This window comes from Vibrio sp. 2096, assembly GCF_033339595.1.
Classification (GTDB): domain Bacteria; phylum Pseudomonadota; class Gammaproteobacteria; order Enterobacterales; family Vibrionaceae; genus Vibrio; species Vibrio alginolyticus.
Window position 1 is genome coordinate 35,546 of the sequence record NZ_JAWOUX010000010.1, and the last position, 26,648, is coordinate 62,193.

The following is a 26,648-nucleotide window of genomic DNA, read 5'->3' on the forward strand; positions in this document are numbered from 1 at the left end:
TCATTTAAAATCCAAGAGGATTTTTTTAAGACTTTCATGGTATAGTAACGCCGTTTTGATCGCGTTATTACATTTAAAAAGTCATTTTAGTCGGTAGCATCACGTTTTGTTATTGACTAATAAATGCCTGAGTGTAGAGTTTGCGGTCGAAAGTGAGCGGTGCTTGAGTTCAGGGGAAGTAACTTGGCAAGACTACAATAAACAAAGGATTGTTGTTTTACTAAGTTATTGTTTTTAAAGACTAGTTAATAAGTCTAACAAACAGATACTTAAGCACTATTGTAGTGTCTATTCATAATTTTGTTATAAAGAGAATTATCATGCCGATATCGCTCGGAAACGCTTTTATCAAGAACTTCCTTGGTAAAGCGCCTGATTGGTACAAAGTTGCCATTATAGCCTTCTTAATAATTAACCCGATTGTATTCTTCCTAATAAACCCATTTGTAGCTGGATGGTTGTTGGTCGCTGAATTTATTTTCACGCTAGCAATGGCATTAAAATGCTACCCATTACAACCTGGCGGTTTACTTGCTATTGAAGCCATTGCTATCGGCATGACTAGCCCTGCGCAAGTTAAGCACGAATTAGTAGCAAATATCGAAGTACTGCTACTTCTAGTATTTATGGTTGCGGGCATCTACTTCATGAAGCAGCTATTGCTGTTCATTTTTACCAAAATTTTACTTGGCATTCGCTCTAAAACCCTACTATCACTCGCGTTCTGCTTTGCTGCGGCATTTTTGTCTGCATTTTTGGATGCCTTGACGGTTATCGCCGTTGTTATCAGCGTGGCGATCGGCTTTTACTCTATCTATCACAAAGTAGCGTCTGGTAACCCTATCGGTGACCATGACCATACACAAGATGACACGATCACTGAACTAACGCGTGATGACTTAGAAAACTATCGTGCCTTTTTGCGCTCTTTGTTGATGCATGCTGGTGTAGGTACTGCCTTAGGTGGCGTAACCACGATGGTTGGTGAACCTCAAAACTTAATTATTGCAGACCAAGCGGGTTGGTTATTTGGTGAATTCCTAATCCGTATGTCTCCAGTGACACTACCTGTATTTTTCTGTGGTCTCATCACTTGTGCTTTAGTTGAAAAGCTTAAAGTGTTTGGCTACGGCGCGAAGCTTCCTAATAACGTTCGTCAGATCCTCGTCGATTTTGACCGTGAAGAGCGTAAAACGCGAACAAATCAAGATGTCGCAAAACTCTGGGTTCAAGGTCTTATTGCGGTTTGGTTGATCGTTGCACTCGCTTTGCACTTAGCGGCTGTCGGCTTAATTGGCCTTTCTGTGATCATTTTAGCGACCGCATTTACTGGTGTCATTGAAGAGCACTCCATGGGGAAAGCGTTTGAAGAGGCCCTGCCCTTCACTGCACTGCTTGCTGTATTTTTCTCGATCGTTGCTGTAATCATTGATCAAGAGCTGTTTAAACCAGTCATCGATGCGGTGCTTGCCGTTGAAGATAAAGGTACTCAACTAGCTCTGTTCTATGTGGCGAATGGCTTGTTATCTATGGTGTCGGATAACGTGTTCGTTGGTACGGTTTACATCAATGAAGTAAAAACTGCACTCATTGAGGGCCTCATTACTCGTGATCAGTTCGACTTACTGGCGGTGGCAATCAATACTGGTACTAACCTGCCTTCTGTTGCAACGCCAAACGGTCAAGCGGCATTCCTATTCTTACTCACATCGGCTCTCGCTCCATTAATTCGTCTGTCTTACGGTCGAATGGTTATCATGGCGCTGCCTTACACCGTCGTTCTTGCGATTGTCGGTCTAATGGGAATCATGTTCTTCCTAGAGCCTGCAACAGCTTCTTTCTACGAAGCTGGTTGGATTTTACCTCATAGTGGTGATCTGACTCCCGTAGTATCCGGTGGTCACTAAAATTTGAGTTGATTAGGAAACTTATCCACGATAAAAAGCTCTGAGTATTCAGAGCTTTTTCTATTTCAGACAGGAACAAAAACGTGACTATTTTAAATTCACTTAACCAGTTTTCAAAGGGACGTTTATCGTGGCTACTGCTTCTGCTATTCGTCGTTTTCTTTGAAGCATGTGCCCTCTATTTTCAGCACGTCATGATGCTTGCACCATGTGTCATGTGTATTTATGAAAGAGTCGCGATGATGGGAGTGGGCGTCGCTGCAATGGTTGGTATATTGGCACCCAAGAACCCAATTTTCCGCTGGCTAGGTTTGATAGGCTGGGGATTAAGTGCTTACAAGGGTTTGTTACTTGCGATGCAGCACGTTGACTACCAGTTTAATCCATCACCATTCGCGACTTGCGATTTATTCGTCACATTCCCTAGCTGGGCTCCGCTCAATCAGTGGGTTCCTTGGATGTTTGAAGCATATGGTGATTGCTCTAAGGTTGTGTGGCAGCTCCTTGATTTATCAATGCCACAATGGTTAGTCGTAATTTTTGCAGGCAATTTAATCGCTTTGGCATTAATTGTAATTGCACAATTCTTCCCTGCAAAACGCGTTAATCCAATTCGTTAATCCTACTGACGCGTAAAAATTAACAAAAAGCCGACCATCTGGTCGGCTTTTTGTTAAGTGGATAGCGCGGCGATTCGCTTTAGCCGCGTGATTGACCACAGCACTGCTTGAATTTTTTTCCGCTCTCACAAGGACAGGGATCATTGCGCCCGATACCTTTGAATGGGTTTAGGCTTTGAGCTTTATTTCCTACCATCAACTCATCCGCGCCCAGCGCGACTTCACCGACCATTAAATCAAGCTGGTCGACTAAATCTGTCAGGGCCGGTGGCGTTTCAATACCTGCGTCGCGCATCTGTTGCTGCGTTGCTGGCTCATCGATAGCCAGCATCAAAGTGGTCAGTAATGCTTGCAGCATACGCTGTAATCCATCATTGAGCTCAACGTCCTGCCACTGTTCTTCAATCATTGGCCAAACAGACATAAAGCCTTCGGCAAAATCAGCAAGTTGTTCAGGTTCTTTGCCTGTTAGCTCTAGCACGGAATATTCGTTTCGTTGAATTCGGTTATGCTGCTTGTGAATTTGCTCTTCCACAGCTGGTTGAATCGCTTTGAATCCCTCACCTAATAGCGGCTCTAACCACTTTTCAGGAGCGAGTGGTTTTGTCGTCAGATTCGCAGCTAACACTGCGCCTTCGATAAATAGGCAAGATTCATCGACGTGAACTTCACCTTTTTCAATCAATGTGTATTGCATGACATCTGGTTTCCCATAAATTTGGCGGCATTATACCTCAGAGCTCAAAAGCACGTAACCTAACGTTGTGTGTTTGACTGCACTGGGCGCTTCGACTCTTTTAATGACAAACTTAACTTACATCGCTACAATCGCCCTCCTTTTTACCACCAAACTGTATTAGGCAAGCTATGCGAGTTGTACTAGGCCCAATGGAAGGCGTTTTAGATCATTTGATGCGCCAAATCCTGACCGAGATAAACGACTATGACCTGTGTGTTACGGAGTTTGTTCGCGTAATCGACCAGCTATTACCCGATCATGTATTTCACCGTTTATGCCCGGAGCTGTTGCAAGGTTCTCAGACTGCATCTGGTGTGCCAGTACATGTGCAATTGTTGGGACAAGAACCAAACTGGATGGCTGAGAACGCAATTAAAGCGGCAAATCTTGGCGCCAGAGGTATTGATATAAACTTTGGTTGCCCAGCCAAAATGGTCAACAAAAGTAAAGGTGGTGCAGCGCTACTCCAGCATCCAGAGCTCATTCACCGTGTTGTGAAAGCTTGTCGAGAAGCCGTTCCAGAAGCCATTCCCGTAACTGCAAAAATTCGTCTTGGCTGGGAGAACCCTGAAGATTGCTTTGAAATTGTCGATGCCATTCAGTCTGCTGGCGCAAATGAATTGACCGTACACGCACGTACTAAACAAGGTGGTTATAAAGCTTCTGAGATAAAATGGGATTACATCAACCAAATTCGCGAACGTTTCGATATCCCACTGATAGCGAATGGTGAAATTTGGAATTATGAAGACGGTCAACGTTGCATTGAAACGACTGGCGCTAACTCTTTGATGGTGTGCCGAGGCGCTTTCAACATCCCTAACTTAGGCAATATGGTAAAACATAACCACCAGCCAATGTCATGGCCCGAGGTGGTTGAGTTGCTCATCTACTACTCCAAGTTTGAGATGAAAGGCGATAAAGGCTTGTATTACCCAAACCGCGTAAAACAATGGTTCTCTTACTTACGTCAGGCTTATCCTGAAGCAAAAGACCTATTTAGAGAAATAAGAACGTTCAACAAAGCCGCACCAATTGTTGAGCATATTCAACGCTACCGCGATGACTTAAACTCTCAGGTTGCATAACTCCCGAACACAAAAAAGGACGAATATCTCGTCCTTTTTTGTATCTAAATCCTAGTAACAGATCTTATTTTTGCCGGTACTTTTGGCTTGATATAACTTTTCATCCGCCGCTTTAAACAATTCATCAAAGTTTTCTACTCGGCTCTCTTTACTAAACACCACACCGCCAGAGATCGTAAAGCCTTCTTTCGTTACGCGTGTCGAGCGCTCATCTATGGCCTTTTTTACTCTGTCTAAAATGAGTTTAATGCCCTCTGAATCTTCGTCATAAATCGCTAAAACGAACTCTTCGCCACCAAACCTTGAGGCAACATCGGTATGGCGAATATTTTCACGTATACATTTTGCAACAAGCTGAATTGCAGAATCACCGACATCATGACCATAGGTGTCGTTGATCTTCTTGAAGTTATCAATATCGAACACTGCTAAAGCAACCTGTTTTTTTGTCATCTTATTACGCCACATGGTTTGCATACCTCGACGATTCAATAAACTGGTCATTGGGTCTCTTGCTGCCAGTTCTTTAAAGTAACGTCGCTCGCTATGCATATTCACATAGAACAAGACGACGGTACTCAGCACGTAAATAAATAGTGCGACAATAAGGCTGTATTTTTCAAAAACCGCTAGGTTCTTAGCTTCATCCCAAAGGTTGTACTCGTAGTACATGCTGTGATTCGCACTCAATCGCTCTAATTCGACTGGTTTGATTCGTGTACTGTTTGAAGGAATGGATTGTAAATTGGAAACCAAATGAAACTGACCAACAAGACCTAGCGACGAAGCCATGAGCGTATTGATGTCAAAATCAATAGACAAAACACCTTGGTGTTCTCCTTTCTCATAGACGGGTACCGTCATACTAATGACTTGACCTTCCATCGAGTCCAACACTGGCCCTGGTCCAGCCAAGGTAATGTTCACTTTATCTTGCGCGGTTTTTTGCCAAAAAGGTCGGGCTTTTAGCGTTGACAAAAGTTCTCTCGTGAAATTTTTTGCGTAGGTATCGGGTGAGGAGATAACGTAACCGCGTTTGTCAATGTAATGGATTCCAACAATGTGCGATTCAATATCGTGCAGAAATGACAATGACGGCGCAAAACCCGCCTTTTGTTCAGCTAACTGGTTAATCGTTGAACCTTGCTGACATAAGCTTTCATCCCCTACGATCATATAATCAAGGTCAACCGCAGGTAACCCTTCACTATAAACACTTTCGAGTAATAACACATCTATAGGCCAAAGATAACAAAGCCCTTCTTTGACTAAAGAATTATGTTCTTCAAACAGTGGGTTAGCGTAATTGGTATAGTTGGTGAAGCTGTAATCTAAAGCCGTGAGTACTTTAATACCGCGAGACATTGCACGCTCGATACGCGAATACTCAGAATCGATATAGCGGTTAACCGCATCATAGTAATTTTTCGTTGTCACGAGTAAAACCACTACAAATAACGCCAGAGGAAAAAAGATGACAAATGAGAGGCTAAATCGCCTTTGGTTTACCATTGAGTACCATGCATATGAAAGGTCAATAGTCTCTTATGACTGCTATTAAATTGATACTCGTTATCTGGTGACGCATGCAATGCAGCACCAGATAACAAGAGACCAAACAAATGTGTGCGCGCTGTTTGAGACCGTTTATATATTAAAGGAGTTTAATCAATATAGAGTGTGGTGTCACTTTAGTCGCCATAATTTGCAGCTCTGTGCCGACATATTGACAGAGATATGACCTTTATAATCAACCTGTTCTGTGTCATCTAACAACGATACAACTTGGCTAACCTCCAAGCCCAGTTGCCACATAGGTAAATCGATTGAACATTCATTACCACTGAGATTAATCATTACAACGACTGCTTCACGACCCAGTACACGTGCGTACGCCAACTGATTGTTAGTGCAATGCAGCCATTGAATACAGCCCGACTGTAAAGGCTTACATTGTTTACGTATCTTGATCCATTGTTGGTAAAGCGATAGCCATTGTGAACTTTCAATTTCATTCCAAGGAAAACAACGACGATTATCCGGGTCTAGCCCTCCTTCTAGACCGACTTCACTCCCATAGTAAATACAAGGCGTGCCAACGTAAGTCATAAGCATTGCTAGCGCGATGTTCATTTTACGCTTATCACCATCAACCAATGTGATAAACCGAGCAGTATCGTGACTATCGAGTTGATTTAGCTGCGATAGCTGATTAGAAAATGGGATTTTTGCTCTGGCTTCGTCCAACCATGCTTTAAACTCCAAACCATCAATGTTGATTGGATCGTACATAATATCTTGTCGTGCGATAAAAGCTCGGACTGGATGAGCAAAACCGTAGTAGTTCATCGCCCCATCCTCTTGATCGCCTTGCAACCACTGCGTTGCTTCAAAAAAGTGCTCACCTAACACATAAGCATTCGGGTTTACTGACTTAGTCGCATTACGAAACGCTGCCACATAATGAGCATTGTTTTTCGCGCCGTCCCCTTCGCCAAGCATATGGATTACATCAAACCGCCAGCCATCAACCAAGTACGGTGGCTTCAGCCAATACTTGATGACAGAATCTTCACTTTGGTAGATGTAGTCGCGCACCTGTTCATTTTCAAAGTTCAGAACCGGTAAGTTACCAATGCCTTTCCAACCAATGTAGTGATTGGTTTCACCTTCGAAAAAGTAGTAATCACGGAACTTTGACTGCGGATTGCCATACGCTCCTTCTCCTTTTTGTTGGATATCAAACCAAGGATGATGCACTGACGTGTGGTTAAACACCGCGTCTAAGACAATCTTCATATTCTTACCACGGATTTTCTCACACAGTTCAGCAAACTGATCGTTGGTGCCGAGCATAGGGTCAACAGTGAAGTAATCGGTGGTGTCGTATTTATGATTACTTGGTGAAGAAAAGATCGGGTTGAAATAAAGCGCAGTAACGCCGAGCTGTTCAAGATAGTCCAACTTTTGTTCTACACCTTTGAGGTCGCCGCCAAAGAATTCACGTGCCCCGGTATTTTGGTGAGAGCCTACCGCGTCTCCCCACGCCTTGACGACCGATGCAGAATCATACTGCGCATAAGCGTGGCGAATATCAGACTCACTTTTACTAGCAGAAAAACGGTCAGGAAAGATTTGATAGAAAACTTGCTCTTGGACCCAGCTTGGTGGTTGATGGTTTACATTCAACTTAAAGTGGAACTCTTTGGGTGGAATACGCTTTTGCATACCCCGTGCATCGAGCCAGTATTGTTGTCCGTCTTTGAGGATCTTAAACACATAATGTGTGACATCTCGATCTCGATTTGGTCGAAACGATGCCTCCCATAGTAACAATTCCCCAGCTGTTCCAATTTGAGCCATGTCGACCAGATATTCTTCATTGTCCGGCTCAATACGCACATAGACGGAATCAAAATCCAATGTCTCGGTTTTCAGCCTGACTGTAACTTGCTCGTCATTACAAGCTAAACCATCAATAGTTTGACTATGAAAAATAAATGGCAGGTTCATTATGGGCACTCCTCGTCATCGGATATGCCACTATGTTATTGAAGAATTAGAGACAAGAAATCCTCCCTGCGAGTTGACATATCAGCCAATTTTCCCAAGGAGGATCACACTTAGTAGGCGTAGTGACTTGTCGGATACCGCTTAGTTCAACAAAAGACTGTCATCTGCCAGCTCTTCACCACGCACTTTGGAGAACATATCCAACAAGTCTGGTACTTGCATGTTAGCGCGCTGCTCTCCAGCCACATCAAGCACAATTTCACCTTGGTGAAGCATTACGGTCCTATCGCCACATGCTAATGCGTCTTTCATCGAATGCGTCACCATCATCACGGTTAAATCGAACTCATCGACAATACGTTTAGTTAAGTCGATAACAAACGCCGCCATACGAGGATCAAGCGCAGCCGTGTGTTCATCAAGCAACAACAACTTACTCTCCGATAACGTCGCCATCACAAGGCTAACGGCTTGTCGTTGTCCACCAGACAGCAACCCAATGCTATCGCCCAAGCGGTCTTCTAAACCAAGACCGAGGATGCTAATTCGCTCTTGGAACAGCTTGCGACGTTTGGTAGAGAGCGCCAACCCCCAGCTGCGTTTTTTACCACGCATGTGCGCTAGAGCCATGTTCTCTTCTATCGTCAGTTCACCACAAGTCCCGGCCAATGGATCTTGAAACACTCGGGCGCATTGCGTCGCACGTTGGGCAACCGTCTGCTTGGTGACGTCTTTGCCATCAATGATCACCTGACCACCTATCATCGGCGTCTCACCTGTCACCGCACCAAGCAACGTCGATTTTCCTGCGCCATTAGAACCAATCACGGTAAGAAATTGATGCTCTGGAACCTCTAAAGAGACGCCTTTCAATGCACGATTTTCCAAAATCGTCCCAGGGTTGAACGTGACCTGAATATTATTTAGTTCGATCATAATGCCTCCCCAGAACCATTTTTTGATGCCGCTTGTTTAGCATCAGTAACGCGTTGTTTCGCTCTCATGCTCTGTTTTAGCTTTGGAGCAATAAGCGCCACAGCCACCAATACTGCGGTAACAAGGTTGAGGTCTGAAGCTTGTAAACCAAACATGCCAGAGCTCAAAGCGAAAGCCACTGCAAGGCGATAAAGTACCGAACCGATGATGACCGCAAATACCGCAACCCAAATCTTGCGCCCGGGAATAAGGGTCTGCCCCAAAATCACAGCTGCCAAACCAACCACAATGGTGCCCACGCCAGAGGTCACATCTGCAAAGCTGTTCGTTTGTGCAAACAACGCGCCTGCGAATCCGACAAAACCGTTAGATAAAGCCAAACCAAAGTAGGTATAAAAACCAGTGCTCGCCCCTTGCGCAGAAACCATACGCGCATTCACACCCGTGGCTCGTAAACCAAGACCAAAGTCGCTGTTCAGCAGGCGAATGACAAAGAAAGCGGACAGAAGAACTAAGGCCCCAACAACCAGAGGGCGAATAAACATCGCATCGCCCAATGCTTCAAACGGAGTGAGAATCGTATCCTCTCCAAGCAACGCCATATTAGGTTTGCCCATAATACGAATATTAATTGAAAATGCAGCGATCATGGTAAGAATGGAAGCTAACAGGTGTAAAATACCACACCGAACAGCCAGAAAAGCGGTTACCCACCCCGTCATACTACCAGCTATCATCGCCATTATTGTCGCAAGCCAAGGATTAATACCTGCGACAATCGCCGTTGCAGCCACCGCCGCTCCCATTGGAAAGCTGCCATCCACACTCAAATCGGGGAAATCGAGAACACGGAACGTAAGATACACACCCAGAGCGACTAGGCCATAAATCAAGCCAATTTCGAGTGCACCAAAAAAAGCAAATGCAGACATAACTGCTCCTTTCTGCATGCTCAGGCTGGCTAATACCAACCTGAACTTAAGACTTCTAACGTATACTCCCCTTCTTCTCTAGCAGAATGCTTTACACGAGAAATCTGGAGAGTATCAGTTTTGGGGCAAGCCTCTATCAACCAACGTGACAGGCTTAACCCCAAAAAGCGTTACTTATTGCATGCTTGTCGCACGTTCAATCACAGAACTTGGCAGCTTGATACCGAGCTTAGATGCTGCGCTTTCATTAATTACAAGGTCAGAGCCCGTCGCGACTTTTACATCCAGCTTGCCTGGTTCTTGACCATCAAGAATCGCCGCCACGTAATCCGCGGTTTGTACACCAACCTGGTAGTAGTCAAAACCTAAGCCTGCAATTGCACCTTTTTCGACATACGACGTCGCGCCACCAAATACAGGTTTCTTCGCTTGATTCGCTGCCACAATCATTCCTTCAATCGCACTTGCAACTGTATTGTCTGTTGGGGCGTAAAGAATGTCTGATTTCGCTGCAATCGCTTGAGTCGCAGACTGAACATCAGCACTTTTTAGTGCGGTCGCTTCAACCACTTGTATGCCTTTTGCTTTTGCGCTTTCTTTTAGTAATTCAACCAAAGTCACGGCATTAGCTTCACCGGGATTAAATACAACCCCGATGCTTTTCACCTGAGGAAGAATTTCTTGGATGAGATCGACATGCTGAGCAACGGGTGAAAGATCAGACAGGCCAGTTACGTTTTTGCCTGGTTGTTCCATCGACTTAACCAATTTCGCACCAACCGGATCTGTTACCGCAGTAAAGACAACAGGAATAGAGCGAGTAGCCGACACCAAAGCTTGTGCCGAAGGTGTCGCGATGCCAACTAACACATCAGGATTTTCGCCGACGTACTGACGGGCAATTTGCACCGCAATCGCTGGATTACCCTGTGCGGTCTTATAATCAAATTCTAGATTTTTGCCTTCTTCGTAGCCTTTCGCTTTCAAACCATCAAGTAACCCTTGGCGCGTCGCGTCTAACGCCGGGTGTTCGACAATCTGTGAAACTGCGACAGTTGCAGTGGCGGCCAGTACATTGGTAGAAGAGAAAATAGCAGTAGCTGATAGAACGGCAGTGGCTAATAAACGTTTCGTTTTCATCATAACTCCTTGATGTGACTTCGTCCTTGTTTCACGAGCTTTCAATATGTGTATCGACTCGTGAATTCAAATGTTTGAAGGCGGTATTGTTGTGTTCATATAACTGTGTACTTCTTGCGCATCTTGTTTTTATTATTACTACTAAGTCTTAGTAAAGAAAAGAAAGATTTAACACTAAAGCAACATTTGTGATCGGGGGGACTTCTTCATCCGGAAAGAATCTTTGGTAAACAAAGCTTCGCTCGCTTCATCAACGACCGTCAAAGTAGGTAATAGAGGCAGGATCAAAAATGGAGCGGCCAGTGCACACTCCATTTCAAACAATTTAAATTAGAACCAACGCTCTAATGACGATTTATCGAGCTGGCGAAACGCTCGGTTCAATATTATCGCAAGCTCTTTGTAACGAGGGCGAGCTTTGACAGGCTCTAATGCAAAACCTGTTTCCACAATTTTTTGATGCAACTCCCGATACCAAGAGGCCAAAGAAGGCGGCAATTTCGTGTTGGATCGAGCACCAAGCCACCAAATGCCTTGAAGTGGCAAGCTAATCGCAAACAAGGCGACAACAATGGATTGAGGTAACGCGTGGTAATTGTTGAATGCCATTTGAGTGAGTACGCTGATCGCAGCAACAGCTGGCATGACTTTAATGCCAAAGCGAGTCGCCTTAATGATACGCTGTTCCGGAAATATGGCGCTTAGCTCTTTACGAACCGGCCAGATCTCCATGTAATTCTGGCCATCTTTCAGGCTATGGATCAATCCGACTTTATTACTCATACCGCTCTCTCACTAAAAAATAGTTGAACATTTCAACTGAAGGTACAAAAAATTGATGAAAGTTAATATTCTTTCAAATTTTTTTTGTTATCATTGCTTATTATCGCTATCCTTTGCAGACCCTCAATCTCATTGTTGCTGTTATTTACAATTTAAGCAACTCCGAGATATCTATCTGCACGGATCGCATCATAGTGATGGAAGGGTTCATCACTATTTCTTTATATGGAATTAGAACAATTTTTGACCAGGATTAGTACGCAGCCTTCTGGGTATCGGCTATTCTTGTGATTAATTTTTCATTCTTTAACTGATTTTTTATCAGACGAATAACAGGTAGTCATACATGTCTAAGCTAGTTTTAGTTTTAAACTGCGGTAGTTCTTCTCTTAAATTTGCCGTTGTTGATGCCGAGAACGGCGACGAGCACTTGTCAGGTCTTGCTGAGTGTCTTCACCTTCCTGAAGCTCGCATCAAGTGGAAACTTGATGGCAAGCACGAAGCTCAACTAGGCAATGGTGCAGCTCACGAAGAAGCACTAGCGTTTATGGTAGAAACTATTCTTGCTTCTAAGCCAGAGCTTAAAGCTAACCTAGGCGCAATCGGTCACCGTATCGTTCACGGCGGCGAGCAGTTCACTCAATCTGCACTAATTACTGATGAAGTTCTAAAAGGTATTCAAGACGCTGCAACATTTGCACCTCTTCATAACCCTGCTCACATCATCGGTATCGAAGCGGCTAAGAAAAACTTCCCAGAGCTGAAAAACGTTGCTGTATTTGACACTGCGTTCCACCAAACTATGCCTGAAGAGTCTTACCTATACGCTCTTCCATACAACCTATACAAAGAACACGGTATCCGTCGTTACGGCATGCACGGTACTTCTCACTTGTTCATCACTCGTGAAGTTGCAGGCCTACTAAACAAACCAGTTGAAGAAGTAAACATCATCAACTGTCACCTAGGTAACGGCGCATCTGTATGTGCGATCAAGAACGGTCAATCTGTAGACACTTCTATGGGTCTTACTCCACTTGAAGGTCTGGTAATGGGTACTCGCTGTGGCGACATCGACCCTGCTATCGTCTTCCACCTACACGACGCTCTAGGTTACTCTGTTGATCAAATCAACACGATGCTAACTAAAGAATCTGGTCTTCAAGGTCTAACTGAAGTGACTTCTGACTGTCGTTTCGTTGAAGACAACTACGGTCAAAAAGAAGAAGCAACACGCGCAATGGACGTGTTCTGCCACCGTCTAGCTAAATACGTTGCTGGCTACACTGCTTCAATGGAAGGCCGTCTAGACGCAATCACTTTCACTGGCGGTATCGGCGAGAACTCTGGCCCTATCCGTGAAATGGTTCTAAACCGTCTTGGCATCTTCGGTATCGAAGTAGATAGCGAAGCTAACCTTAAAGCTCGCTTCGGCGGCGAAGGCGTTATCACGACTGAAAACAGCCGTATCCCTGCAATGGTTATCTCTACTAACGAAGAGCTAGTCATCGCTGAAGACACTGCTCGCCTGACAGGTCTTTAATTGAATTCCTGGCTAGCCACTCGGCTAGCCAGTTTTCATTCAAACGAATTTCTTAGGGGCTCAACTCCTATTCTTCGAGCTTCATGGAATAAGAGTTGAGCTTTTATCCCCCAAATAGCTAAAGGTACTCTACGAATGTCTCGTACTATTATGCTTATCCCTACTAGCGCAGGCGTTGGCCTAACAAGCGTTAGCATGGGTGTTCTTCGCGCTATGGAGCGTAAAGGCGTTAAAGTTTCTTTCTATAAGCCAATCTGTCAGCCACGTTCAGGTGGTGATCAGCCAGATCTGACTTCAACTATCGTTGGTCGTAACAGCGATATGAAGATCGGTGAACCAATGGCGATGTCTGTTGCTGAAAGCCTAATCGGTAACGACAACATGGACGAGCTGCTAGAAACCGTTGTTGAACGTTACAACCAAATCAACAAAGACGCAGACGTTACGCTAATCGAAGGTCTTGTACCTACTCGTAAGCACCCATTTGCAAACCAAGTAAACGCGGAAATCGCGGCAACACTTGGTGCAGAAATCGTGCTAGTTGCGACTCCAGGTACTGATAACCCTGCGCAACTGAAAGAGCGTATCGAAGTAGCATGTTCTAACTTCGGCGGCACTAAAAACAAAAACATCTCTGGTGTTATCATCAACAAGCTAAACGCTCCTGTTGACGAAGCTGGCCGTACTCGCCCTGACCTATCTGAAATCTTTGACGATGCAGACAGCGCGAAACAAAACGAATTGAAAGTGATGGAAATTTTCAACACTTCTCCAATTCGTGTTCTAGGTTGTGTGCCATGGAGCATTGATCTGATTGCGACTCGTGCAATCGACATGGCTAAACACCTGAAAGCAGATATCATCAACGAAGGTGACATCAACACTCGTCGCATCAAGAGCATCACTTTCTGTGCACGTTCTCTGCCAAACATGATTGAGCACTTCAAACCGGGCTCTCTACTTGTTACTTCTGCAGACCGTCCTGATGTTATCGTTGCTGCTTCTCTTGCTGCAATGAACGGTGTGGATATTGGTGCAGTACTGCTAACTGGCGGTTACGATATCCCTAGCGAAATCGAAGGCCTATGTAAACCAGCATTCGACACTGGTCTACCTATCTTCAAAGCACAAGGTAACACTTGGCAAACGTCTCTAAACCTACAGAGCTTCAGCATCGAAGTGCCTGCAGACGATAAAGAGCGTATCGAGTTCATCAACGAACACGTTGCTGGCCACATCGACGGTAACTGGATCGAGTCTATGACTGAAGGCACTCAGAAGTCTCGTCGTCTAAGCCCACCAGCGTTCCGTTACCAGCTAACCGAACTTGCTCGTAAAGCAGGTAAGCGTATCGTTCTTCCAGAAGGTGACGAACCACGCACAGTTAAAGCAGCAGCAATCTGTGCTGAACGCGGCATTGCAGACTGTGTACTTCTAGGTAACCCAGATGAAATCCGTCGCGTAGCGGCTCAACAAGGCGTTGAGCTAGGTACTGGTGTAACCATCATTGATGCAGATGCTGTTCGTGAAAACTACGTTGCTCGCCTAGTTGAGTTGCGCGGTGCGAAAGGCATGACTGAAGTTGTGGCTCGTGAGAAGCTACAAGATTCAGTATTCCTAGGCACAATGATGCTTGAGAACGACGAAGTTGACGGCCTAGTTTCTGGTGCTGTTCACACTACGGCGAACACTATCGTTCCTCCGTTCCAAATCATCAAGACGGCACCAAATGCGTCTATCGTATCTTCAGTATTCTTCATGCTTCTGCCTGATCAAGTACTGGTTTACGGTGACTGTGCAATCAACCCAGATCCAACTGCTGAACAGCTTGCTGAAATCGCTATCCAATCTGCTGACTCTGCAGCAGCATTCGGTATCGAACCACGCGTTGCAATGATCTCTTACTCTACAGGTGAATCTGGTAAGGGTGCAGACGTTGATAAAGTACGTGAAGCAACAAAACTGGCTCAAGAGAAACGTCCTGATCTTATCATTGACGGTCCTCTACAGTACGACGCTGCTATTATGGAAAACGTTGCTGCTTCTAAAGCACCAAACTCTCCAGTTGCAGGTAAAGCGACAGTATTTGTATTCCCAGACCTAAACACGGGTAACACAACTTACAAAGCGGTACAACGTTCAGCTGACCTAGTATCTATCGGTCCAATGCTGCAAGGTATGCGTAAGCCTGTAAACGACTTGTCTCGTGGCGCGCTAGTAGACGACATCGTGTACACCATCGCTCTAACAGCTATCCAAGCAGACCAAGAAGCTAAATAATCGCTTCTGACATCTAGTTGGATATAGATACAAAGCCCTCGATTCGTCGAGGGCTTTTTCTATTGCTGGCCAGAACACTTATTTGTTTTTTATACCAATTACTGCACAACCTATAATTACTGGTGCACAAAGCTTTTCTCCCTATCGCCCTCCATACCTAATCGACATTGCTCGTGCTTGTTCTTACACCGATTGACCCACTCCCCAAAATGCATTGGCTCCAAAGCAGCACGGTCCCTGTTCAATTTATCGACATTATTTACGTTTTAGCTAAACTTTTTTGCTAGGAAATACGTAAAAGCTACTGCAATGCACAAACTCATTGACTGCTAAGGAATATATATGAAGGATTTCATCAATACATCACTGATAAAGTTTGGTTTAGCTGCGTTTCTGATTAGTTTTTCTTCATTCAGCTTTTCCGCCCCGAGTATTAAAGGCGTCGATCAAGATATGTCCGGAGGAACGGTGACCGCTGAAATGGCTCATGCTGATGACAATGGGTGGATGGTTGTCCACCGAACAGACGAATCAATGAAGCCTGGTCCTGTTATCGGCTACGCTCCGTTAAAAATGGGAAAGAATGAAAACGTAAATGCAATTTTGATGGAACCAGTAGAATCAGGCGATATGCTGATGTTAATGGTCCACGGAGAGAAAGGTGGCATGAAGACTGGTGTGTTTGAGTATACGCTCGGCGCTAAAGAGGACGGTCCTGTAAAAGTGGACGGAAAGCTAGTGATGGACATCGTACGCGCTAAGTAAGGTGGCGATGAATGAAAAAGTAAACTTCCTACTCCCGGTATTTAGATGACACAAAAGTACTTAACGGCATTGCTAACCGTTAAGTACTTTTTCATTTGCGATGGAAGCAGCAAACTAGCCAATCCTTTCTCTTCCATGAGGAGTATTTAGGTCTAAATCAGGCCCTTTGGGTACAACTTGCGTCGGATTAATCCCAGTGTGGCTGAAGTAGTAGTGGCGTTTAATGTGATAGAAATCCGTCGTTTCTTCGACGCCTTCGACTTGATATAACTCTTTTAAGTAGCCTTGTATATTTTCGTAGTCTGCGATGCGCTGCTTGTTACACTTGAAATGCCCCACATACACCGCATCAAAACGAATAAGAGTCGTAAACAAACGCCAATCAGCCTCAGTAATTGTGTTCCCTGCTAAGTAACGATGCGTCGCTAAGTGAGCATCGATTTTATCTAACGCATTAAACAAAGAATCAAACGCTTCTTCATACGCCTCTTGTGTAGTCGCGAAGCCACAACGATACACTCCGTTGTTGACATTCGGATAAACAAAATCGTTCCACTCATCAATAACGTGTTTTAGATGATCTGGATAGTAGTCGTCGTGATTCCCTGTTAACGCATTGAATTCCGAATTGAACATGCGAATGATCTCTGACGACTCGTTTGACACAATAGTATTGGTCTTTTTATCCCAAAGTACAGGCACGGTTACGCGGCCCGTGTAATCGGGTTTGGCCTGCGTGTAAATTTGATACATGCGCGTGTGACCAAACAATGGCTCAGGAAGCCCCATTTGCCAACCTTGGCTGAGCATATCAGGGCAAACGACCGTGACATCAATATGTGGTTCTAAACCTTTCAGCTTGCGGAAAATGAGGGTTCGATGTGCCCAAGGACAAGCAAGAGAGACATACAAATGGTATCGACCGGGCTCTGGCGTAAACTCCGCATCAGGGTCGTTTTTAACCCAGTTACGGAATCCGGCATCTTCGCGCACAAATTTGCCACCATTTGATTTTGTGTCATACCAGACATCTTGCCAAACACCTTCAACCAACTTACCCATGATTGCTCTCCTCTCGTTCTGTTTGTGTCTATATTAGCGTTTCCTATCAAACAGAGAATCATCGAACTTAGGACATCATGTTCAAGAAATTCGAATGTATAAATCAGACACATAAAAAAAGCGCGACCCGATGAAGGTGTCGCGCTTAAGCCCGTCACAGGCTGAATTTATACACTAACGTGTAAACAAGATACCGCGTGAACGTCATTACCTAAAATGGTTGGCTTCGTCTTCGCACACTCTTCGGTTGCTTGTGGGCAACGAGTGCGGAATACACAACCCGACGGTGGGTTGATAGGTGAAGGAAGATCACCCTCTAGCATTTGGATTTTCTTATTGCGCTCAATATCCGGGTCCGGGATCGGAACCGCAGACATCAGCGCACGCGTATATGGGTGCTTAGGATCAGCAAACAGAGCCTCGGCCTCGCCAAGTTCCACGGCATTACCTAAATACATAACTAAAACGCGATCTGAAATGTGTTTAACGACAGACAAGTCATGCGCAATGAATACCAGAGAAAGCCCTAACTCTTTTTGAATCTCTTTAAGCAGGTTAACAACCTGAGCTTGAATAGATACATCAAGCGCCGATACTGGCTCGTCACAAATGATCATCTTAGGCTTAAGGATAAGCGCACGCGCTATCCCGATACGCTGACACTGACCACCCGAGAACTCGTGTGGGTAACGGTTAATCACGTTAGGTAATAGGCCAACTTTCGCCATCATCTCTTTAACGCGATCTTTCACTTCCTGCTTAGACAGTTCTGGATAGAATGTCTCAAGAGGTTCAGCAATGATATCACCAACAGTCATACGCGGATTCAGCGATGCCAATGGGTCTTGGAAAATCATCTGAATTTCTTTACGCGTCTCACGGCGCTGAACGCTTTTCATTTTAGTAAGGTCTTGACCCAACCAAACTACTTGGCCGTCAGTAGCTTCAACCAGACCAATGATGGCACGAGCAAACGTCGATTTACCACAACCTGATTCACCTACTACACCAAGCGTTTCCCCTTCGTATAGTCGAACGTTCACGCCATCTATCGCTTTCAGGCTCGAAGGCTTTGACCACGGCCATGCCGACTTTGAGGCAATGCTGAAGTGAACTTTCAGCTCAGAAATGTCCAGAATTAGTTTTTTGTCTACTGCGTTCATTTGTTCCAAGCCTCCCATTCAGAAAAACATGCACGCTGACGACCATCACCAAATGGTGTCAGAATTGGCGCCTCGCGCTTACAACGATCCATCACACGGTGACAGCGCTCTTGATAAGGGCAGCCCGGCGGTAGACGAAGCAAGTTTGGTGGATTACCAGGAATGGTCGGCAGAATTTCACCCTCAGTATCGAGGCGAGGAATCGCCTTCAGCAGCCCCTCCGCATAAGGATGGCTTGGATTGTAGAAAATTTCGTTTACGTTACCGTACTCCATAGTACGGCCTGCATACATCACCAGCACCTTGTCACACGAACCTGCAACCACACCAAGGTCGTGCGTGATCATGATGATCGCTGTGTTGAACTCAGATTTCAGCTCATTCAACAAGTCCATGATCTGTGCTTGTACCGTCACATCAAGTGCTGTTGTTGGCTCATCGGCAATAAGCAGTTTAGGACGACATAACAACGCCATCGCGATCATTACACGCTGACGCATACCGCCTGAAAACTCATGCGGGTACATCGTGATACGCTTACGCGCTTCAGGGATTTTTACCGCTTCCAGCATGCGTACTGATTCTTCAAATGCTTCCGCTTTGCCCATGCCTTTGTGCAGCATAAGCACTTCCATCAACTGATCACTCACTTTCATGTAAGGGTTCAGTGATGTCATTGGGTCTTGGAAGATCATTGCGATCTGTTCCGCACGCACTTTGTTCAGTTCTTTTTCTGGTAAGTTTAGGATTTCTTTGCCTTCAAACTTTGCGCTACCAGAAATAATACCGTTCTTAGCCAAAAGGCCCATGATTGCGAATACGGTTTGAGATTTACCTGATCCCGACTCTCCAACGATACCTAAGGTTTCGCCTTGGTTGAGAGAGAAGTTCAAATCGTTTACTGCGGTTACGATACCATCTTGCGTGGTGAATTCGACGCGCAGATCTTTGACATCTAATAAGCTCATCATTGCTTCCTTAATCTTATCTTTTAATTATCTGTCTTTTGGATCCAGCGCATCGCGCAGGCCGTCACCAACGTAGTTGAAGCAGAATAGCGTCACAACCATGAACACTGCTGGGAATGCCAGCTGCCAGATTGCTACTTCCATTGTCTGTGCACCTTCTTGTAGAAGAGCGCCCCAACTTGTCATTGGTTCCTGAACACCAAGACCAAGGAATGATAGGAATGATTCCGTTAGAATCATACTTGGGATAAGCAGCGTAGAGTATACCGCTACAATACCCAGTACGTTCGGTACGATATGACGAGTAATGATTTTCCAGTTGCTTACACCACACACATGTGCCGCTTCGATAAACTCCTTGCTACGTAGACTAAGAGTCTGACCACGTACGATACGCGCCATATCTAGCCATGCGATAGCACCAATCGCAACGAAGATCAGCATGATGTTACGACCTAAGAATGTTACCAGTACAATCACCAGGAACATAAACGGTACCGCGTATAAAATTTCTAGAATACGCATCATTACGCGGTCAACTTTACCGCCGATGAAACCAGATGCTGCGCCGTAGAGCGTACCAATCAGTACCGCTACAAATGCACCCATAACACCTACCATCAACGAAATACGACCTCCAATTAGCGTACGCACGTATAAATCACGGCCTAAGCTGTCAGTACCAAACCAATGGTCAGCATTCGGTGCAACGTGCATCGCGTACCAGTCAGTATCATCAAATGTGTACGGTGCGATCATTGGCAGGATAATAACCGCCAAGGTCATTAGAACAAGAAGGAATAAGCTCACCATCGCCGCTTTGTTGCGCATGAAACGGATACGAGCATCTTGCCAAAGACTGCGACCTTCAATCTCCAAGTTTTCGGAGAATTTCTCAATCGCTTCTAGGTTTTCTTTTTTCGTTAACATAACCAAACGTCCCTGTTAGTAGCGAATTTTCGGGTCAATCATTGCAAGTAAAATATCTACAATCGCGTTGAATAGAATGAATAGGAAACCAATCAGAATGGTTACCCCCATTACTAGCGAGTAGTCACGGTTAAACGCAGCGTTAACGAATAGTTTACCAATACCAGGCAGACCAAAAATGGTTTCGATAACAACGGAACCGGTGATGATACCTACGAAAGCTGGACCCATGTAAGAAACAACAGGGAGAAGTGCCGGCTTAAGAGCGTGTTTGATAATGATATAACGGTAACTTAGACCTTTAGCACGTGCCGTACGAATAAAGTTACTGTTTAGGGTTTCGATCATCGAACCACGCGTGATACGAGCAAAGGTAGCAACATACAGTAGCGACATACCAATAACAGGAAGCACTAAATACTGCCAGCTACCATCTTGCCAACCGCCCGCAGGGAAGATATTCCAATGAAGCGAGAATATGTAGATAAGCGCAGGCGCTAATACAAAGGATGGCATTACGACACCAAGCATCGCAGTCGACATAATGGTGTAATCAATCCAAGTATTTTGCTTGAGCGCAGCAATGGTACCGACGGTAACCCCCATTATCAAAGTAAAGATAAAGGCGATGAAGCCCACTTTAGCCGAAACAGGTAAGGCAACCGCGATCAGCTCGTTTACTGAGTAATCAAGGTATTTAAATGACGGTCCGAAATCACCTTGGATAACATTGGTCAAATACGTGGTGTATTGTTCAAATACAGGTTTATCCAAGCCATATTTAGCTTCGATGTTTGCCATTACTTCGGGTGGCAATGGACGCTCTGTCGAGAAAGGGTTTCCCGGTGCAAAGCGCATAAGAAAGAAAGATACGGTGATCAAAACCAACATTGTTGGGATCGCCTCAAATATCCTTTTTGCGATGAATTTAAGCATAAACTCACTCTTTCAGTCTGTGACAGTTAAATTAAAGAAGTCGTCCAATTCTTTTGGACTAAAGATAGGCGCTACATGCAATTTCTCACATGTAGGGCCTCATTTTTATAGTTCTATCGAGTTACGAATTACTCTGTGATGTAGAGATCTTTAGAGTAAATCTTGTCTTCCGCGTTATTTACTGGGAAGCCACCAACTTTCGGTGATAGTAGACGTGATTTCACGTACTGGTAGATAGGTGCGATTGGCATATCTTTTGCCATCAACTTCTCTGCTTCTAGGTAAAGTGCTTGGCGCTCTTCGTTAGAAGTTGAAGCAAATGCTTTGTTCATGATCGCATCGTACTCTTTGCTGTCGTAGTGAATACCACCAGTAGTGTTATTACTCATCATCAGCGTTAGGAAAGATGAAGCTTCGTTGTAGTCGCCACACCAACCTGCACGAGCAACCTCAAAGTTGCCAGAATCTTTGGTAGATAGGTAAGTTTTCCACTCTTGGTTTTCTAGCGTAACGTCTAGACCAAGTGTCTTCTTCCACATTGAACCCAGTGCAACCGCAAGTTTCTTGTGGTTCTCTGATGTATTGTATAGAAGGTTAAATTCAAGAGGGTTGTCTGCGCCGTAACCCGCTTCTTCCAATAGACGCGCAGCTTCTGCGTTACGCTCTTCTTGCGTCATTTTGCCGTATGCAGGAATTTCTGGGTTGAAACCTGCCGTAATTTCAGGTGTTAGGAAGTAAGCTGGCTTTTGACCTTGACCTAAAATCGCATCGGTCACAATGTTACGGTCAATCGCATAAGAAATCGCTTTACGCACACGAACATCATCAAACGGCTTTTTCTTCGTATTGAAGATGTAGTAGTAAGTACATAAGTTACCGGTTACAGACACTTCTTGTGGGTGCTCTTTCTTCAGACGCTTGAAGTGCTCTGTAGGCAGCTCGTTCGTGAAGTCGATTTCACCCGCTAGGAAGCGGTTCATTTCCGCTACTTGGTTCTCGATTGGTAGGAAAGTAACTTGGTCAAGCGTCGTGTTTTCGTTGTCCCAGTACTGTTCGTTACGTTTTAGAACCAAACGCTCGTTTACAACCCAGTTGTCAACAACATAAGCACCGTTACCTACAAAGTTCTCTGGCTTCGTCCATTGATCGCCGAACTTTTCAACAGTTGCTTGATGAACAGGTTTCACTGTCGTGTGGCCCATCATCATTACAAAATATGGTACTGCAGTATCTAACTCAACCACTAACGTGTGATCGTCAACCGCTTTAACACCTAACTCGCTCTTATCTTTTTTACCCGCAACAATGTCTTTTGCGTTCTTCATCTTGGTGTATTCCATGTACCAAGCATATGGAGAGGCGGTTGCTGGATCGACTGCGCGTTGGAAGCTGTAAACGAAATCACCTGCAGTGACAGGATCACCGTTTGACCATTTTGCGTCTTCACGTAAGTGGAAAGTGTATGTTTTGTTGTCTTCAGTTTCCCAAGATTCTGCAACACCAGGGATAGTGTTACCGTCCGCATCTTGGTTTACAAGGCCTTCAAGAAGATCGCGAATCACGTGGGATTCTGGAACACCTTGAGATTTATGAGGGTCTATTGTCGCAACTTCTGTACCGTTACCACGCACCAATTCTTGAACAGCAGCAAGTTTTGGCTCTTTAGAATCAGATTTAGCTTCAGGGGCTGGAGCCGGAGCAGGCTCAGCAGCTTGTTTCTCCGCAGGCTTTTCACCACAACCAGCTAGAGCGAGAGAAAGACCAGCACCAATAAATAAAGCGCGCGTGATTTTATTCTTATACATGCGTAAAACTCCAAATTTTTTCGTTAGCATCCATGACTTCTTTGTAAGGGCCTGGAACGGTCAGAGTTTTAGATTTTTTTAGTGCACTTTCTGAGCACAAAAGTCTAAAACCTTACAAAGACTGCGGCACACATTAGCAATCATTGAAGTAATTTGCCATAAAAATGTAGCAAAAAAACCAATAATGCTGACTAAACCACACATATCTAGCAGTAAACTCTAACCCCAAAGCATTCACCAGCCAAATAAAGACCAGAAGCGACATTTAACAGGCGAAACTTTCGATTAATCTGAGTTTAAACCATTTACTAGCATCTTATGCTAGATATTTACACATCATTTAACATTTATGACAAATCAAGTCTAACAAATAATTGTTTATATATTGGGCAAAAAACTTTTATTGTGAAGAATATCACCAGACAAAAGATAGGAAATATTGAAACAAAGTGAGCAATACAATGAAGATAAATACAAAAAAAGCTAAGTACCATTAGCACTTAGCTTTTTTCACTAGAATGCGGGTTAGTTCTATTTTTCCCAACGCTGTGCAGCTTGATGATCGGTGTCGCGCGACTCAACCCAACGATCTTCATTCGTCGTACGCTCTTTTTTCCAAAATGGAGCTTGGGTTTTCAGATAATCCATGATGAACTCGCACGCATCAAATGCCGCGCCGCGGTGCGCACTGGAAACGCCCACAAATACAATTTGATCACCGCTATCCATGTCTCCGACGCGATGAATCACGCGTACACCTAATAGTGGCCAGCGAGACTCAGCTTGATCGCAAATGTCGCTCAAGCTCTTCTCTGTCATCCCCGGATAGTGCTCTAGATGTAAACCAATCACATTATCCCCAAGGTTCATATCTCGAACTTTACCAACGAATGTAACGACAGCGCCGGCAGCCGTCCCTTCAGATAGACGTTGATATTCTTGCTCAACCGAAAAGTCTTCAATTTGTACAGAAACACGAGAATCCATCTTAACCCCCAGTTACCGGCGGGAAAAACGCAACTTCATCACCTGCTTTTACTTGTGTATCCAGAGGGACGATAGATTGGTTCACTGCAGCAAGTAGCTTTCCTGACTCGAGTGCTAAATCCCACTTGCCATCTTTCTTAGTGCCTTCTTCCACTAGATGTGCACGAATTGATTCAACCGTTTCAAACGGCCCGTCTAACTCAACACTGTCGATGCCAATCAGCTCGCGAGTTTGAGCAAAGAAAAGTACTTTAATCATGATTCCACCTTAAAGTGACCAGATTTACCACCCGTTTTCTCTAATAGACGAACTTGACCAATGACCATGTCTTTTTGTACTGCTTTACACATATCGTAAATCGTTAGAGCAGCAACGGAAGCTGCCGTGAGCGCTTCCATTTCCACACCAGTTTTACCCGCAAGTTTACATACTGATTCGATGCGAACTTTGTTCTCTGCTTCGATAGCTTCCAGTTGAACTTCAACTTTAGAGAGTAGTAGCGGATGACAAAGTGGAATCAAATCCCAGGTTTTCTTCGCAGCTTGAATACCAGCAATACGAGCCGTCGCAAATACATCACCTTTATGGTGCTGGCCAGAGACAATCAGTTGAAGTGTTTCTGGGGCCATGTGAACAAATGCTTCAGCACGAGCTTCACGAACCGTCTCCGTTTTTGCTGACACGTCAACCATGTTTGCTTCGCCAGAAGCATTGATATGTGTAAATTGGGTCATTGTTTTTCCTTCGCTTTTAGGAAAGGTTATACAGATAGGTGTGGCATGAAGTTACAAGGGCGATGACTTGCATCCAACTGCTGTTTAATAATTTTTGTCCAGCCTGTGCGGCACGCACCAGTTGAACCTGGCATTGCGAAGATCACGGTGTGGTTAGCAAAACCAGCAATCGCACGAGACTGAATCGTAGACGTACCGATCTCTTCGTACGACACCATACGGAACAACTCACCAAAACCTTCAACTTCTTTATCAAATAGAGGCTTAAGTGCTTCTGGCGTGCTATCACGTGAGGTGAAACCTGTACCGCCAGTAATCATGATCGCTTGTACGCTTTCATCAGCAATCCATTGAGAAACAATCGCGCGGATCTTGTACATGTCATCAATAACAATTTGCTTGTCTACTACGTTGTGACCCGCTTCTTGAGCATGCTCAGCTAGGTAACGACCAGAGGTATCGTTTTCTTCAGTACGAGTGTCAGATACCGTTAGAACGGCAATATTTGCAGGTTGGAATTTGCTTTCAGCGTGACCCATTTCTTCACCTATTCTCTTAATTAGCTTTGATACGCTTGGTATCGATTCGGAAAAAGTTAGAGCCAGCTTATCACTAAGCTCGCTCTAAAAGTTGAATGAAGTTAGCCGCCGATAGACGCGAGGTGTGGCGTCATACCAGTATTGCCATCATGCAAGAAATGGCTTACCGACTTGGTTTGTAACTGCGCCTGGATACGTTCAATAAGCTCACTCTCTTGCTCATCACGTTCCAAAAGATCACGCAATTCTACACCGTAGTCTCCAAACAGACATAGGTGCAGCTTACCCATCGCAGAAACGCGCAGTCGGTTGCAGCTTTCACAAAAGTCTTTTTCATAAGGCATGATAAGACCTATTTCACCCTTGTAATCAGGATGAACAAATACTTGCGCAGGACCATCATTATGCGAGCGTACTTTCAGCAACCAACCATTTGCAATTAGCTGGTTACGAATTGCAACTCCGGATACATGGTGCTTATTAAATAGCTCATCCATCTCACCCGTTTGCATCAACTCAATGAAACGCAGTTGGATTGGACGATCTTTTATCCAGTTAAGAAACGCTGGCAGCTCGTGATGGTTCAGATCTTTCATCAACACCACATTAACTTTTACTTGCTCATAACCGACCTCGAACGCACGTTCGATACCATTCATGACTTCAGTAAACTTATTTTCACCTGTGATTTGATGAAACATACGCGGGTCAAGGCTATCTACACTCACGTTGATGTTTGTTAAACCGGCTTCACGCCAGTCTGCAACTTGCTTCGCCATTCTGTAGCCGTTGGTCGTCGTCGCCACCTTTTTGATGCCTGGCGTCGTTGCGACAGAATGAATGATGTCAGTGAAATCTTTGCGCAAGCTAGGCTCACCACCAGTGATGCGCACTTTTGACGTGCCACAATCAGCGAATGCTTTTACGACCCGTTTGATTTCAGGGAGAGATAAAAAAGACGAGTTTTTATTGCCCGAAGGCTTATAGCCATCAGGAAGGCAATAGGTACATTTGAAATTACATACGTCGGTCACAGACAGACGCAAGTAATAAAACTTACGATGAAATTTGTCTTCGAATTGTTGCGCCACGGAACACCTTTCCAAACACGGGAGGCATGGCCATTTCCAATCATGCCCTTGTGACAGTATGCCACTGGCTCAAAACGCTTATCCAAGGACTTAGCAATAGTGAGCTCGGAGTTATGGCAACCAGAGATATGAAATCTCTGATAGCTTTGCGGTGTAAAATACTTAATATTTGTAATGGAATCCAGA

The 26,648-nt window shown here is 44.7% G+C and carries 24 protein-coding genes and 1 riboswitch; of the genes, 6 read left to right on the forward strand and 18 right to left on the reverse strand.

The annotated features are described in order from the left end of the window. The first annotated feature begins 320 nt into the window (after positions 1–320). A complete protein-coding gene (gene nhaB, locus R7Q41_RS17655; protein WP_005380822.1) occupies positions 321–1,907 on the forward strand; it encodes a Na(+)/H(+) antiporter NhaB in 1,587 nt (528 codons plus the stop codon). Between the two features lie 83 nt (positions 1,908–1,990). Then, complete coding sequence (gene dsbB / locus R7Q41_RS17660; RefSeq protein WP_031779052.1) at positions 1,991–2,527, forward strand: disulfide bond formation protein DsbB; 537 nt, start codon at positions 1,991–1,993, stop codon at positions 2,525–2,527. 79 nt (positions 2,528–2,606) lie between these two features. Here dsbB and R7Q41_RS17665 read toward each other — a convergent pair whose 3' ends face one another. Further along, positions 2,607–3,224, reverse strand: coding sequence for a YecA family protein (locus R7Q41_RS17665; protein WP_005380818.1), 618 nt, complete (start codon positions 3,222–3,224; stop codon positions 2,607–2,609). 170 nt (positions 3,225–3,394) lie between these two features. On the opposite strand from R7Q41_RS17665, the gene dusC reads away from it, so the two are divergent. Beyond that, positions 3,395–4,354 carry a tRNA dihydrouridine(16) synthase DusC gene (dusC, locus tag R7Q41_RS17670; RefSeq protein WP_054576222.1) on the forward strand — a complete coding sequence of 320 codons (960 nt, stop codon included), beginning with the start codon at positions 3,395–3,397 and terminating at the stop codon, positions 4,352–4,354. A gap of 51 nt (positions 4,355–4,405) precedes the next feature. On the opposite strand, the gene R7Q41_RS17675 is transcribed toward dusC, so the two are convergent. The 6 genes from R7Q41_RS17675 to yfbV form a co-directional block, all read right to left on the reverse strand. Further along, a complete protein-coding gene (locus R7Q41_RS17675; protein WP_318144610.1) occupies positions 4,406–5,866 on the reverse strand; it encodes a sensor domain-containing diguanylate cyclase in 1,461 nt (486 codons plus the stop codon). Between the two features lie 174 nt (positions 5,867–6,040). Continuing rightward, entirely contained in the window at positions 6,041–7,867 is a 1,827-nt protein-coding gene (malZ, locus tag R7Q41_RS17680) for a maltodextrin glucosidase (RefSeq protein ID WP_318144611.1), read from the reverse strand. A 141-nt stretch (positions 7,868–8,008) separates the two neighbouring features. Beyond that, entirely contained in the window at positions 8,009–8,803 is a 795-nt protein-coding gene (locus R7Q41_RS17685; RefSeq protein ID WP_005387275.1) for an ABC transporter ATP-binding protein, read from the reverse strand. Then, positions 8,800–9,735: an ABC transporter permease gene (locus R7Q41_RS17690; protein ID WP_005380812.1), complete on the reverse strand. Its 936-nt coding sequence runs from the start codon at positions 9,733–9,735 to the stop codon at positions 8,800–8,802. Before R7Q41_RS17690 ends, R7Q41_RS17685 begins: the two co-directional genes overlap by 4 nt. 174 nt (positions 9,736–9,909) lie before the next feature. Beyond that, a complete protein-coding gene (locus R7Q41_RS17695; protein ID WP_005380811.1) occupies positions 9,910–10,875 on the reverse strand; it encodes an ABC transporter substrate-binding protein in 966 nt (321 codons plus the stop codon). 330 nt (positions 10,876–11,205) lie between these two features. Beyond that, positions 11,206–11,658, reverse strand: coding sequence for a terminus macrodomain insulation protein YfbV (gene yfbV / locus R7Q41_RS17700; protein ID WP_005380809.1), 453 nt, complete (start codon positions 11,656–11,658; stop codon positions 11,206–11,208). Between the two features lie 346 nt (positions 11,659–12,004). Between yfbV and R7Q41_RS17705 the strand changes: the two genes are divergently transcribed. From R7Q41_RS17705 to R7Q41_RS17715, 3 genes are all read left to right on the forward strand, one after another. Beyond that, on the forward strand, positions 12,005–13,201 hold the full coding sequence (locus tag R7Q41_RS17705; protein WP_005380807.1) for an acetate kinase: 1,197 nt from the start codon (positions 12,005–12,007) through the stop codon (positions 13,199–13,201). Positions 13,202–13,336: 135 nt separating this feature from the next. Beyond that, entirely contained in the window at positions 13,337–15,481 is a 2,145-nt protein-coding gene (gene pta, locus R7Q41_RS17710; RefSeq protein WP_005380805.1) for a phosphate acetyltransferase, read from the forward strand. A gap of 342 nt (positions 15,482–15,823) precedes the next feature. After that, on the forward strand, positions 15,824–16,246 hold the full coding sequence (locus R7Q41_RS17715) for a hypothetical protein (RefSeq protein ID WP_005380804.1): 423 nt from the start codon (positions 15,824–15,826) through the stop codon (positions 16,244–16,246). Positions 16,247–16,360: 114 nt separating this feature from the next. Here R7Q41_RS17715 and R7Q41_RS17720 read toward each other — a convergent pair whose 3' ends face one another. From R7Q41_RS17720 to moaA, 11 genes are all read right to left on the reverse strand, one after another. Next, positions 16,361–17,308 carry a glutathione S-transferase family protein gene (locus tag R7Q41_RS17720; protein WP_213899697.1) on the reverse strand — a complete coding sequence of 316 codons (948 nt, stop codon included), beginning with the start codon at positions 17,306–17,308 and terminating at the stop codon, positions 16,361–16,363. Between the two features lie 167 nt (positions 17,309–17,475). Then, a complete protein-coding gene (gene oppF / locus R7Q41_RS17725) occupies positions 17,476–18,489 on the reverse strand; it encodes a murein tripeptide/oligopeptide ABC transporter ATP binding protein OppF (RefSeq protein ID WP_318144612.1) in 1,014 nt (337 codons plus the stop codon). Then, positions 18,468–19,439 (reverse strand): ABC transporter ATP-binding protein, encoded by a 972-nt coding sequence (locus R7Q41_RS17730; protein ID WP_005380792.1) that lies wholly within the window; start codon positions 19,437–19,439, stop codon positions 18,468–18,470. The genes oppF and R7Q41_RS17730 overlap by 22 nt, the downstream gene beginning before the upstream one ends. Positions 19,440–19,466: 27 nt before the next feature. After that, positions 19,467–20,369 carry an oligopeptide ABC transporter permease OppC gene (gene oppC, locus R7Q41_RS17735; protein ID WP_318144613.1) on the reverse strand — a complete coding sequence of 301 codons (903 nt, stop codon included), beginning with the start codon at positions 20,367–20,369 and terminating at the stop codon, positions 19,467–19,469. A 15-nt stretch (positions 20,370–20,384) separates the two neighbouring features. Beyond that, positions 20,385–21,305 (reverse strand): oligopeptide ABC transporter permease OppB, encoded by a 921-nt coding sequence (oppB, locus tag R7Q41_RS17740; protein WP_005380786.1) that lies wholly within the window; start codon positions 21,303–21,305, stop codon positions 20,385–20,387. Between the two features lie 128 nt (positions 21,306–21,433). After that, the gene (locus R7Q41_RS17745) at positions 21,434–23,110 is read right to left on the reverse strand and encodes an ABC transporter substrate-binding protein (protein WP_318108848.1); all 1,677 of its coding nucleotides are present in this window, start codon (positions 23,108–23,110) and stop codon (positions 21,434–21,436) included. 531 nt (positions 23,111–23,641) lie between these two features. Further along, positions 23,642–24,097 (reverse strand): molybdopterin synthase catalytic subunit MoaE, encoded by a 456-nt coding sequence (moaE, locus tag R7Q41_RS17750; RefSeq protein ID WP_017821374.1) that lies wholly within the window; start codon positions 24,095–24,097, stop codon positions 23,642–23,644. 1 nt (position 24,098) lies between these two features. Then, positions 24,099–24,356, reverse strand: a complete 258-nt coding sequence (moaD, locus tag R7Q41_RS17755; protein WP_042523112.1) for a molybdopterin synthase sulfur carrier subunit — start codon at positions 24,354–24,356, stop codon at positions 24,099–24,101. Then, positions 24,353–24,832, reverse strand: coding sequence for a cyclic pyranopterin monophosphate synthase MoaC (moaC, locus tag R7Q41_RS17760; protein ID WP_005380779.1), 480 nt, complete (start codon positions 24,830–24,832; stop codon positions 24,353–24,355). Before moaC ends, moaD begins: the two co-directional genes overlap by 4 nt. Before the next feature lie 26 nt (positions 24,833–24,858). Beyond that, positions 24,859–25,371 (reverse strand): molybdenum cofactor biosynthesis protein B, encoded by a 513-nt coding sequence (gene moaB, locus R7Q41_RS17765; RefSeq protein ID WP_005388935.1) that lies wholly within the window; start codon positions 25,369–25,371, stop codon positions 24,859–24,861. Between the two features lie 101 nt (positions 25,372–25,472). Further along, complete coding sequence (moaA, locus tag R7Q41_RS17770; protein ID WP_318108850.1) at positions 25,473–26,462, reverse strand: GTP 3',8-cyclase MoaA; 990 nt, start codon at positions 26,460–26,462, stop codon at positions 25,473–25,475. Further along, positions 26,451–26,585: riboswitch (molybdenum cofactor riboswitch) on the reverse strand. Its footprint overlaps the gene before it by 12 nt. Between the last annotated feature and the right edge of the window lie 63 nt (positions 26,586–26,648).